Source organism: Argonema antarcticum A004/B2 (genome assembly GCF_023333585.1).
Lineage (GTDB): Bacteria > Cyanobacteriota > Cyanobacteriia > Cyanobacteriales > Aerosakkonemataceae > Argonema > Argonema antarcticum.
In genome coordinates this window covers 29,925-42,315 of record NZ_JAIQZN010000029.1, presented here as the reverse complement: position 1 = coordinate 42,315, position 12,391 = coordinate 29,925, and the positions used below count along the sequence as shown (strand labels likewise).

Genomic DNA, 12,391 nt, shown 5'->3' with positions numbered 1-12,391 from the left:
TGGGATGTAAAAATTTTATACTTTTATTGACCCCATTCTATACCGAAAGTACAATAGACGAAAGTTTGATTTATTAAGGATATAGCAATGCCAGGGCCAACTCCAGATGGTTTTTATGACCTAAGTTTCGGGGATGACGATTTCTTAATAACCCCAGGATTGCTTGCTGGGTTGCCGAGAGGACTGCGTGCGCTTGATGGCAACGATACTATTCAAGGTTCCCAAGTTGCGGAAATTGTGAACGGGAATCTTGGCAACGACTACCTTTTTGGCGCTGGTGGAGATGATTTTCTACAAGGCGGTAAAGGTCAAGATGTTTTGATGGGAGATGATGGCAACGATCTGCTCAACGGTAACATAGGTGAAGATTTAATTTATGCAGGTATAGGAAACGATACGGTTCGAGGTGGTAAAGATTCCGATCTTTTAATGGCTGAAGACGGTGACGACGTTCTCATCGGTGATTTTGGTGCGGATTTGCTCACAGGAGGTGCTGGCAGCGATTTATTTATATTGAGGACGGACACAGTTTTAATTGAGGGAGAGAAGAGTGCGGATTTAATTTTAGATTTCAATAAATTTAGCGATCGCATTGGCATTACCGGCGGACTGACAGAAGCAAATGTCGTAATCAGACAACAAGATTTACCCATTGCTGAAGCACTTAACAATCCGTTGTTAGCAGGTCTCGGTTTGAGTGTTGAGTTTATCGTGGAAATATTTGAGTTGCTAACAGGTGTAGATGTCGATCCCAATCGCGATGGCATTATCAGCGGCACTGCTATTGAAATTAATGGCGGTACTCCTTTGGGGTTTGTTGTTAATGCGTTACCGACTGACGTTCAGGGACATATCTTTTCTGTACCGGATGTTTAACTTGTGTAGTAGCACGGCATAAATAACCTTATTCTCTAGTCCAAAATATCTCGGACGCTGTGCTACTATAGCTAGGGACTAGGGGCTAGGGGCTAGGGGCTAGGGGCTAGGGAAGAGGGAAGAGGGAAGACGTTACTCCGTAAGGGATTATGGACTTCATGTAACAGTTGGAGTTGGCTTAATCGCCCTGGCGGTTGCTATACATATTTGTCTCTTGGTAGGGCTTTCGCTATGACGCTGCGATTTGAATTGCAGGCGGGCTTTCAACACCAAACGCAATATCTGACCAACGATCGATAACCAATAACCAATGACCAATGACTGATAACTAACGACAATCAGCAAAAATTTGCGAAGCAAATCGAGTTGCGATCGCACTGGGATTGTCAGCTGTAAGAATCACCTCACCTTTATCATTAATAATCCATCCTTGCGCTTCTATAATTGGCGGATTGGTAGGGCGAATTCGCGGTTTTTTCAGGCTTGCATTGGGATGACTTTCCGTAGGCAAAACAGCATCGACCAAACCAACTCGAATCGCATCGCCAGAAAGCACTTCTGCGGGACTGGGTGGCAAACCGCCACGTCCGATAACGGTAAATTGACTTGTTCTTCCCAATCTACAAAAATTCTGAGCAATTAAACTATCTGTATCTACAAAATTTGTGGGCAATTCGACCAATCCCTCAGAAGGATTAACATCAGAAATATTCAGATTCACCTCTCCCTGACGACCAAACGTAGAACTGGCGGTAATATCGCTGAGATCGCTTTCTTGCGATCGGAACTCTGTGCCAAAAATACTTTCTGCGGTGATATTAACTCTGCCGCCATCACCCTCGAAAGCATTGGCAGTGATATCGCTATTTCTCAAAGCAGCTAAAATATCGGTATTAATAGTAAGATTGCCCCCATTTCCACCCGCTTGTGCAGTTCCAGCAGATGCAGATATCGTACTGTTGTCGCGTATCACCACTAAATCTGGCACTTGCAAAGTAATATTTCCCCCATTAACGGAAGCGCTTGCACCTGTAAGAGTTCCCTTGTTATTTAAAATTAGAGTGGGAGTATTAATTTCTATTGTACCTGCATCTCCCGCGCCTGCTTCCACTTGTTGCGATCGCACCAAAACCCCGCTATTAAAACCATCATTAGTAGGAAATATATTGCCAAGCATACTACCAGAAATAGTAACTGCATCATTAGCATTGACAACAATATTACCCGCATTGCCGCTGCTAAAAGCAGTAGTCAGAATTTGTCCTCCACCAGTAATTTCGAGATTGTCTACCTGCACATTGATATCGCCACCCCTAGATGCGCTTCGCGTTCTCGCACTCAACACCGAAGCATCACCAACTCGGAGAGTTCTCGCAGTAACATTAATCTCCCCGCCTTTGCCTTCTGCACCTTTCTCGGTACTGCTTAACAAACCGCCAGATTCGGGTAATGTGCGATCGCTTCTGCTAATATCAACACTATCTGAAGTAGTAATATAAATATTACCTGCATTTCCCTTTCCAGCAGTTAAAGTTGATAGTTGCGCTCCATCTGTTACCGAAAGCGATCGGGCCTCAATTATTATATCTCCTCCTTTGCCGCCACCCACTATATTTCCCACCGCTCCCACATCGCTAATTGCGCCAGATATAGGACGACTTATTGTACCGGGAGTGGGTATCAAACCTCCTTCTGGCAGTGTAAAAGAAACAGGTGCCGAACCATCAAAAGAAACACGATCGGTAGCTTTAATAATTATATCCCCCGCATCCCCTTGCCCCAGAGTGCTGGTAGACAAGAGAGCGCCATTTGTTACAGAGATCGATCGGGCCGTAATTTCAATATTTCCCCCTTTACCAGTGCTGTTAGGAATTACTAAAGGTACGGGTGTTACAGTAGCATATACCCCGCTGGTTAAAGGCGCACCAAGAATACTTCCCGTTAAGAGAACTTCGCTAGGGAAATTTTCACTGTTAATCCCCTTAAAACTATTTCCCGCACCATCAAAAGAAACTGTATTCCCAGCTTTAATAATAATTTTACCAGAATTGGCAGAACCGAATCCGGAAGTCAGCAAAACTGCTCCTCCACCGACAAACACAGAATCAGCAACATCAATAACAATATCTCCAGATCCCTTTTCCGTACTAGAAGAGGTGAATAATCTAGCTGCATTTGTTAATGATACAGAATACGCTGTAATTGTGATATTTCCCGCTTTACCTTCAGATGTTAATCCAAATTGCGGAATTCCACCCGCCGCCAAAGAGTATGCTCCCGCTAGCGAATTTTCTACCCCCTCAAAAGAAACCGCACCGCTAGCTTGAATGTTGATATTGCCGCCATCTCCCCGCCCATAAGTTGCTGTAGTTAATTGAGCGCCGTTATTGGCAGAAAAAGATCCAGTAACAATCTCAATATTTCCCGCTTTACCGGATTCTGAAAATAAACTATCAGCGTGTATTCCCGTTGGTGTTACGCCTGATATAAAAATAGTATCGCTAACTTGTATCTTGACATTGCCAGCATCTCCCTGTCCTTCGGTTGCAGTCAGCAATCCTGCGCCATCAGTTATGGAAAGAGACTTAGCGGTAATTTCGATATCCCCTGTATTGCCGACTGCCCCTTTGTTAACGGTCGTGAATATTACGCTATTATTTTCTTCATTGACTCCAGAAATAGAAACTGCATCTCTAGCATGGATAATTATTTTACCACTATCTCCATTTCCAAAAGTAACAGAACCTATTATTCCTAAATTAGTAACGCTCAAAGAACCAGTATCGATCGATATATCTCCCGCCTTTCCAGTTGCTCCATCTGCGATCGTGTTAGTAATTACACTATTATCTACTAGCACTCTATCTGTGGCATTAATCTCAATATTGCCCGCCTGAGTTTCAGGCGAACCTTTATCTTTAAGTATTCCCGCTGCAATTTGGCTGCCTGCCAAAATTTCTAAATTACGCGCATTAATCGCAATATTTCCACCGCCAATACCACCAACAAATATAGTAGCATCTTCTGTCAGAGATATATCCCCTCGCGCCACCCCATCCGGGTAACGCAAGCGCATATTGTTGTTATTACTTTCCAAAGCCATTATTCCCGCTTCCAGCAATCCACCTACTTCAATTTGTCCGCCAGGAGCCAGTAAACCTCCACCTTGTAATGCTACATTCCCGCCTGCAAAAATTATGTCTTGACCGAGCGGAACTCGCAAACCGACAGATACTCCGCTGCTGCTAGGAGATTTGGATTGATTCATAATACTTCCCGGATTTTCTCCAACTTGCAATCCAATGGGAACATTTACGGTTAGCAGCGGTGGAATTTGTGGATTATTGGTGCTAAAAGCAAATCCATTATCAAATATTAAGCTATTTGCCGTACTCGCCAAAAACGAACCGCCCAAATCCAGACGAGCATTCGGCCCAAAGATAATGCCGTTGGGATTAATAAGAAATAAGTTGGCATTACCCAAAACTCCCAAAGTCCCGAATATTTTGGAAGAATTACCGCCAGTTATCCGACTGAGAATATTGGCAATTCCGTCTGGATTGGCGAAATAAGCTCCTTTTCCTGCATCGATATTGAATTCTTGAAAACTGTGGAAGAGATTGTTGCCGCGAATCGCGCCGCCATCAATTCTGTCAGTAGGAATCGCGTCGATATCGACGTTGGGCGTGACAATTGTGCTTTCTACACCGAGGGTGCGATCGGGTATAATTTGGGCTAAAGTATTACTCCTAAAAAATTCAATCCATCCCCAAAGACTTAATAAAAATACTAGCCATAATCTCAAATACAAAAAACAAATTTGCTTCATTTTACCTCCAATGCCATCAGCAGACTGTTGATGTTATCAAATCCCTGGTTATTAGGCTGGTTATATTCCTGGCAAAAATGTCAAGCGCTCAAAGGTTCGACCATACCGTAAAGCCAAAAGTTTTCGCGCTTCCACAGTACCGGAGCCACAGGTTTCAACCCAAACGCCATAATTACTTTCCCCGTTTTGGTTTTGAGACCTTAAAGATAAGCTGCTACGCATTTAATTTGTATGTTTAGCGGGAGTGGGAGAGTGGGGGAGTGGGGGAGTGGGAGAGGAATTGAAGGTTTGATTGCCGGATTAGAAATATCCGAATTAGATGCGTGTTAGCTTATTGAAAATTGGTTTACTTATTGCTGCTACTGTACTACACGGAGTTAGAAACCGCTGTACTCAGCACTCAACACGGCTGACCTTGCACTTTGCTAAGCTGCTACGCATCTAATTTTACTATTTCTGAGATTCTGGTGGGATGGGCATACAAGCCCCGTCTCTTTATTCGATTTAAATGCGGAGCAGCTTATAATTCACTGTCGGTGTCCCGTTACGCAAGTCCAACTAGCTTGGCGCTCATTTCCCACATACGCTCAGCTTTTTCATCATCGCGTGCTTGGGGAGAGACTTTTTGAACAAATGATTTACGATCTTTTTTCTGGCGATTCCCCCAACTCCAGTAGGCACCGGATTGTCTATATTCAGGATCGGCGACTACTGCTGCAACTCTTTCGCCTGCCAATTCTTGAGAGACATACCCTCCTGTGATGTATTTTTGGAACAATGGGAAGAGTGTCTGAAATAGGGGATAGTGGTTGCGGAATAGGGGCGTTTCGGCAACGCATCCGGGATAGAGAGATGTGAAAGTGATGCCTGTTGAATCGTGATAGCGCCGATGCAGTTCCCGGACTGTCAATATGTTGCAGACTTTGCTGTCTTTGTAGGCTTTGACGGGTTCAAATTCTTTGCCGTCAATCATTGATATCGGTTGTTGAAATCCTGCTGCAAAGCCATCGAGATTTCCTAAGTCTGGCTGTGGGGGAATTTTGCCGCCCAGTTCGTCTGGATTGTGGGTGACGGTTCCTAAAATGACGAGTCTGCGATCGCTATACGACGATCTTTTCAGGTCTTCCAGCATGATCTGGCAGAGGAGGAAATGACCTAGATGATTCGTGGTCACAGTCAATTCGTAGCCTTCTGGGCTTCGCAAGGGCTCTTTTAATAAGGGCATATAAATTGCGGCGTTGCACACTAAAGCGTCCAAGGTCAGGCCCCGTGCCCTGAAGTTCTCTACAAACCGTCGAACGCTCTGTAAGGAGCCTAAATCGATATGTATTAGAGTGTAGCTGCCTTGGGGCATTCCTACTGTTTCGGCGGCTTTTTGTGCTTTCTCTAAATCTCTACAGCCCATTACCACGTGCCATCCCCTTTGGGCAAGTGCTTTTGCACCATACAAGCCGACTCCTGATGAGGCACCTGTGATTACGACTGTTGACTTCCGTGGTTGTTCCATTTTGCTCAAACTCTATTGACCATCGTTGACTGTTTCTAGGATCTCACACGATTAAATATTTTGATTACATCTGCTGCTGAGTTGCGGCTAGGGCGATCGCTCTCGGTAAAATGATATGTTCCTGAACTTGGATGCGATCGTGCAAAGTATCCAGCGTGTCATCCGCCCATATTGGCACCGCTGCCTGCATCAAAACTGGGCCGCTATCCACTTCTGGGACAACTAGATGAACGGTACAGCCAGTAATTTTTACACCAGAGGCAAGGGCTTGCTCTACAGCCTTTGCACCCCTAAAACTAGGTAATAAACTGGGATGAATATTAATTACTCGGTTGGGAAAGGCATCAATTAATACGGGGGTGACAATTCGCATCCAACCGGCCATAATTACCCACTCGACGCCGAATTGTCGGAAAATCTCGACTATTTTGGCATCTAAATCTTCGCGCTTGCGATAATCCCGGTGATTGATGAGGACTGAGGGAACGCCCCAGCGTTCGGCTCTTGCTGCCACTTTTGCACCGGGATTATTGTAAATTACGGCCTGAATTTGGGCGTTGAGTCGTTTAGATGCGATCGCTTCGGCAACTGCCTCAAAATTACTACCGTTCCCAGAAGCCATTATCCCCAATTTTAAGGGAAAGCTTGGGATGCTAGAGCAAGGAACATCGGGTGAAATCAAGCTAGGGGTAGAATTAGCTGGTATTGGATTCGCAGTCATGGCAGCTGGGAGGAAAAATTGCTCAGGCCAAAAGTATATGCTAAATCTTGGTTGGATAACGACGAGCGAGCCGCCTGGACTTTTTTAGCTCCAGCACTCATTTTACTGGGTGTTTTTGTCCTGGGGCCGATCGCTTACCTGTTTTACCTTAGTTTCACCGCCGGTAACTTCACTCAAGCTGGCACTCGTCTGGTAGGTTTGAAAAACTACTGGCGCTTACTGCTGACCCCTGATTTTTGGCAAGTTCTGGGTAATACCGCTTATTTTGCGATCGCTACCGTCATTCCCAGTCTAGTTATCCCGTTAGGATTAGCCGTATTTTTAAACCGCACCGTAAAATGGCGGGGAATACTGCGAACTGCTTATTTTATTCCCTCAATCACATCCCTAGTTGCAGTTGGATTGGGATTTCGCTGGCTGTTTCAAACCGAAGGGCCAGTCAACGCCCTCCTTAATTTGATTGGAATTCAACCCATTCCTTGGTTAGGTAGCACAACTTGGGCGATGCCTGTGCTGATTTTATTGAGTACCTGGAAGCAGCTGGGTTTTAATATGGTGGTATTTCTGGCAGGACTGCAAGCAATTCCACAGCAACTTTACGAAGCAGCTGAGTTAGATGGAGCCGATTTCTGGCAACAATTGTGGCATATTACCCTGCCTGGATTGCGACCTACTATAGTATTTGCCACTGTCACTACTGTGATTTTTACACTGCGGAGTTTCGAGCAGGTTTACGTCATCACTGGCGGCGGGCCGTTGAACTCTACCAATTTGCTGGTTTACTACATTTATGACCAAGCATTTGCTCAGTTTGACTTTGGCTATGCAGCGGCAGCAGCAACGTTATTGTTGGTGGTAACCTTATTTTTGGTTTATCTACAATTGCGTACTTGGGGTGAGGAAAAATGAATTTTTATGGGATTTTTTAATGGAAAACCCAATGAGCGATATCGGTAAATTTTCTGTTGTCATCGTTGGTTAAATTTTAACCGCAGATGAAGAATGATGTAGGCGCAGCCTTACCGCAGGGTACGCAGATAAACGCAGATAAGAATAAGAATACGAAACTGGGTTTTTTGGAGAAACCCGGTTTCTAAGGATGTAACTGTTTTACGTTTAATTATGCCGATCTACTTAGCCAACTGGATATCCAGCTTGGGCGATCGCTTCTCTGATTTCTGTTTCGGGCTGTTGCGTTTGGATACTGACAATTTTAGTTTTGGTGTCGGCTTGCACCTCAGCAGTTGGATCGACTTTTTTGACTGCTTTAGTAATTGTATCTGCACAGGCAGAACAAGCCATACTAGGAACTTTTAATTCTAATGCCATGAAATTCTCCTTGTGTTTGATAACAAATTGGATAATAACGCAAGTTGCTATTTACATTAAGTAGGGTGCGTCAGAGCGATAAAATTAGCGATCGTCTTGCAAATTTTGGGGGTGTGACGCTCCCTACAACCGGCTAAGCTAACACGCATCTAATTCGGATATTTCTAATCCGGCAATCAAACCTTCAATTCCTCTCCCACTCCCCCACTCCCCCACTCTCCCACTCCCGCTAAACATACAAATTAAATGCGTAGCAGCTTATACCTTTTTGCTGCCTATATCGAATATGAAAATGCGGTGGCGGATGGTCGTTATAGTACATTGAAATGATGATGCCAAAGAAACGGCTAATTTAAGGCATTATACAGACATTCCCCAAATCTCTTTTTAGAGTATTTCATTTTGTTTTATGGATCTGCAACAAACTGCACAATTACTTGCGAATGGTATTGCCGTGGGCAGTATTATTGCCCTGGCGGCTGTCGGGCTAACGCTGACTTATGGAATATTGCGACTTTCCAATTTTGCTCACGGTGATTTTATGACGCTGGGAGCTTATCTCACCTGGTTAGCTAATACGAGTGGGGTAAATATCTGGCTGGCTCTAATTTTAGGGGCAATAGGAACGGTGGGGGGGATGCTGCTGTCGGAAAAGCTGCTGTGGTCGCCGATGCGTGAGCGCCGCGCCACTTCCACCACTCTAATTATCATCTCGATCGGACTCGCCTTGTTTATCCGCAACGGGATTATCTTCATTTGGGGGGGTGGAAACCAGTCTTATGATTTGCCAGTTGCCTCAGCTATAGACATCCTGGGCGTCAAAGTAGCTTTTTACCGCATCGTGGTCGTAATTTTAGCAATACTGGCAATTGTGGGGCTGCACTTGCTGTTGGAGAATACCAAAATCGGTAAGGCGATGCGGGCGGTGGCGGATAATGTCGATTTAGCCCGCGTGACTGGCATCAATGTCGATCGCGTCGTTATTTGGACTTGGGTGATTGCTGGCACTTTAACGGCGTTTGGTGGCGGTATGTATGGACTGATCACCGCCGTGCGGCCAAATATGGGCTGGTTTTTAATTCTGCCGATGTTTGCATCTGTGATTCTGGGTGGCATTGGTAACCCTTACGGTGCGATCGCCGGTGCCTTTATAATTGGGATCGCCCAAGAACTGCTACCCTACCTATCAACCGCATTAGCAGAATCCCTCAACCTTCCCTGGCTAGCCATTGGCAACGAATACAAGCTGGCTGTAGCACTTTTAATTATGGTATTAGTGCTGCTCGTCCGTCCCCAAGGTTTGTTCAAAGGCACGCTGTGAACAGCACTAATAAAATCGGTAGGATTTACGCAGAAACCCGGTTTCTTTAGGAGAATAAGTCGTTTAGGCGATCGATCTCAGTCCAGAAACCCGGTTTCTTTCGGAACAGTGGGTAAGTCCCCATCCGGTCAAATCGTCGAAACTATACCAAAATGTGGAAATAATAGGCTGCCACCAGGAAGTTGATAGCTAACAGAAACAGGAACCAGCCTGTGCGATAGGGGTAGGGGGGTGTTGTGGAAGGACGAGTAGCACCAGTAGTTTTCGTAGCTTTAGTAGTCATAGGGCATTCTCCTAATTTTGTGACTTGATTAACACATACCAAAAATCGATCCCCAATAGCATAACCTGCGAGAAAGATTTACAGGTTTGGCAGCTATACCCCAAGTTACGAACCTTAACGCAGGTTCTCTCAAACGGTTTCACCAGCGTGATAGGAGCTGCGGACGAGTGGCCCGGAACGAACGTGGGCAAAGCCCATTTTGAGTGCGATCGCACCCAGGTTGTCAAATTCTGCTGGCGTCCAGTACTTTTGCACTGGCAGGTGTTCTAGGGAAGGACGCATATATTGACCCAAGGTAATGCGATCGCACCCCACCGCCCTTAAATCCGCCATTGTCTCAATTACTTCGGCTTCCGTTTCCCCGTGTCCCAACATCAACCCCGATTTGGTAGCAATTGTGGGGTCAAGTTCTTTGACGATCTGGAGAACAGCAAGAGTGCGATCGTACTTAGCCCCCCGCCGCACCGGGCCTTGCAGCCGTCGCACCGTCTCCACATTGTGGTTGTAACAAACTGGATTTGCCTTCACCACCATAGCAACCCGTTGGCGCTGTTTTTCCTCCGGCATTAGCCGCTCATCACCCTGTCCGCCCCAAAAATCTGGCGTCAGCACCTCAATAAGCGTTTGGGGGTTCAGCTGGCGAATAGCTTGCATCGTCGCCGCAAAAGAGCCCGCTCCCCCATCCGCCAAATCGTCTCGCGCTACCGAAGTCAGCACCACATAGCGCAAACCCAGCAACTGCACCGATTCTGCCACCTTTTGGGGTTCTTGGGGGTCTAAGGGCATAGGCGCGTGACCTTTATCCACTTGACAAAAACCGCAAGCCCTAGTGCAAACCGGCCCCATCAACAGAAAAGTTGCCGTTTTTTGGGAATAGCACTCGCCTCGGTTAGGACAGCGCCCTTCTTCACAAATCGTATGAATCTGGCGCTGCTTAATAATGCGCTGCACCGTAGAGATTTCGCTAGCTTTGCCAATCCCTCGACTTCGCAACCAAGGCGGCATAGCCTCAATTTCCGATCGCATCTGGGAATGCGCTTTTGGGGTTAGGGCAGTTGGATGAGCTTCAGAAGGCATAGGAGATAAGTACTTATACTTTAAAACAGGCTACCGGCTCTTTTAAAATTGCTGTGCTTCAAATTGTAGAGCTTTAGTTAAACTGGCATTATGTTTAGAAGGCCGCCTCGGACTCTAACCGCACCTAAAATCTAGGCCAGGGTACTCCGCCTGGGCTGTCGGGTGTGGTCAAAACCCGTTGGTGATGTAGGGGACAAGGAGGAGGGTGTGGTCAAAACCCGTTGGTGATGTAGGGGACAAGGAGGACAAGGGGGACAAGGAGGACAAGGGGGACAAGGCCCAGAAGAAAAGCTTTTCGTTTCAACCAACTACTTATGACCACACCCCAAGGAGGACAAGGGGGACAAGGAGGACAAGGGGGACAAGGCCCAGAAGAAAAGCTTTTCGTTTCAACCAACTACTTATGACCACACCCTGGGCTGTCCTTACGCTCATCTCAGAGAAAATGCTACTTGGGTAGGCAAGGAACTGGTAGGATCGGTGCATAGACATAGATATATTAGTCGTAGTAGACAATTTCATTGTCGGTACTGAGATTAAGGCTTGTGAGTCTAGGGGGTTTCTATATACTTACTTTGGATAAGTAAAACACTGTTCGTGTCAAGCTCAAAAAAGACTAATATGGTTGATTGAAACTCGTTGGATTCCATCGTGTCTACCTGGGTCGGTTGTAAGGCTACAATAAAGTCTGTCCGTACCAAACAGCCGACAAAACAAAAAACTCCAAACCGTGTTAGCGCAGCAGTGTGCGGCGCGGTGAAGAAGCCCACTCGATAGCATTAGTTCTAGAAGAAAGTTACAGTCCCCGCCAGAGGAATCGGTCGTGCCTAAAATCCTGGTTATTGACGATAGCGGAGTCATCCGAAAAACCGTAAAAGATATGTTGCCTGCGGCTAAGTTTGAGATTATCGAAGCCAAAGATGGTGTAGAAGGACTCAACTTAATCCGCAAGGAACGTCCGAACTGGATTATGTTGGATTTCATCCTGCCCAAAAAAAGTGGTTGGGAAGTTTTTCAGGAAATTGAAAAACAACCAGAACTGCGGACGATTCCTTTAGTGGTAATGTCAGGTCGTAAAGACGAAGTTACTAAAGAAATTGCGGAACCATTTGAGTTTTTTGAGTTTCTGCCCAAGCCGTTTGACCAAAAGCAACTGATGGCAGCTCTGAAAACGGCGCAGGAGAAATCGAAAAAACCGCGAGCGAGTGTCCCAGGTGCGGCTAAAGCAGCACCTGCCGCAGCACCTGCCGCAGCACCTGCCGCAGCACCTGCCGCAGGTGCTGCCGCAGCAGCGAGCGATGGAGCAGCAGCAGGGGAAATCCAAGCTCTGAAACAGCAAATGGCTAAGATGCAGGCTGAGATAGATGCTTTGAAGAAACAAAACCAGCAAATTATGGGTTTTCTCCAGAAGATGAAGAAGTAGTAGCTACCGTTTCAAGCCGATTATA

11 protein-coding genes are annotated in these 12,391 nt (G+C 46.0%); 4 read left to right on the top strand and 7 right to left on the bottom strand.

Annotated elements, in window-relative coordinates:
• Positions 1-87: 87 nt before the first annotated feature.
• Positions 88-876 (top strand): calcium-binding protein, encoded by a 789-nt coding sequence (locus LAY57_RS14585; RefSeq protein WP_249067505.1) that lies wholly within the window; start codon positions 88-90, stop codon positions 874-876.
• Between the two features lie 328 nt (positions 877-1,204).
• Here the strand turns inward: LAY57_RS14585 and LAY57_RS14580 are convergent, their stop codons facing one another.
• From LAY57_RS14580 to purN, 3 genes are all read right to left on the bottom strand, one after another.
• Positions 1,205-4,705: a two-partner secretion domain-containing protein gene (locus tag LAY57_RS14580; protein WP_249067504.1), complete on the bottom strand. Its 3,501-nt coding sequence runs from the start codon at positions 4,703-4,705 to the stop codon at positions 1,205-1,207.
• Positions 4,706-5,249: 544 nt separating this feature from the next.
• Entirely contained in the window at positions 5,250-6,212 is a 963-nt protein-coding gene (locus LAY57_RS14570; RefSeq protein WP_249067503.1) for a protochlorophyllide reductase, read from the bottom strand.
• A gap of 64 nt (positions 6,213-6,276) precedes the next feature.
• Positions 6,277-6,933, bottom strand: coding sequence for a phosphoribosylglycinamide formyltransferase (gene purN / locus LAY57_RS14565; protein WP_249067502.1), 657 nt, complete (start codon positions 6,931-6,933; stop codon positions 6,277-6,279).
• Positions 6,934-6,951: 18 nt separating this feature from the next.
• On the opposite strand from purN, the gene LAY57_RS14560 reads away from it, so the two are divergent.
• Entirely contained in the window at positions 6,952-7,842 is an 891-nt protein-coding gene (locus LAY57_RS14560; protein ID WP_249067501.1) for a carbohydrate ABC transporter permease, read from the top strand.
• Positions 7,843-8,067: 225 nt separating this feature from the next.
• On the opposite strand, the gene LAY57_RS14555 is transcribed toward LAY57_RS14560, so the two are convergent.
• Both LAY57_RS14555 and LAY57_RS36515 read right to left on the bottom strand, forming a co-directional pair.
• Entirely contained in the window at positions 8,068-8,262 is a 195-nt protein-coding gene (locus tag LAY57_RS14555) for a heavy-metal-associated domain-containing protein (protein WP_249067500.1), read from the bottom strand.
• A 229-nt stretch (positions 8,263-8,491) separates the two neighbouring features.
• Positions 8,492-8,590, bottom strand: coding sequence for a DUF4160 domain-containing protein (locus LAY57_RS36515; RefSeq protein ID WP_420839088.1), 99 nt, complete (start codon positions 8,588-8,590; stop codon positions 8,492-8,494).
• A gap of 81 nt (positions 8,591-8,671) precedes the next feature.
• Here LAY57_RS36515 and LAY57_RS14550 point away from each other — a divergent pair, with 81 nt between their 5' ends.
• Positions 8,672-9,583 (top strand): branched-chain amino acid ABC transporter permease, encoded by a 912-nt coding sequence (locus LAY57_RS14550; protein WP_249067499.1) that lies wholly within the window; start codon positions 8,672-8,674, stop codon positions 9,581-9,583.
• A 142-nt stretch (positions 9,584-9,725) separates the two neighbouring features.
• On the opposite strand, the gene psaX is transcribed toward LAY57_RS14550, so the two are convergent.
• Together psaX and lipA are read right to left on the bottom strand one after the other, a co-directional pair.
• Positions 9,726-9,866 (bottom strand): photosystem I protein PsaX, encoded by a 141-nt coding sequence (psaX, locus tag LAY57_RS14545; RefSeq protein ID WP_249067498.1) that lies wholly within the window; start codon positions 9,864-9,866, stop codon positions 9,726-9,728.
• A gap of 129 nt (positions 9,867-9,995) precedes the next feature.
• A complete protein-coding gene (gene lipA / locus LAY57_RS14540; protein ID WP_249067497.1) occupies positions 9,996-10,943 on the bottom strand; it encodes a lipoyl synthase in 948 nt (315 codons plus the stop codon).
• Between the two features lie 823 nt (positions 10,944-11,766).
• Between lipA and LAY57_RS14535 the strand changes: the two genes are divergently transcribed.
• Positions 11,767-12,366, top strand: coding sequence for a response regulator (locus tag LAY57_RS14535; RefSeq protein WP_338022417.1), 600 nt, complete (start codon positions 11,767-11,769; stop codon positions 12,364-12,366).
• Positions 12,367-12,391 lie beyond the last annotated feature (25 nt).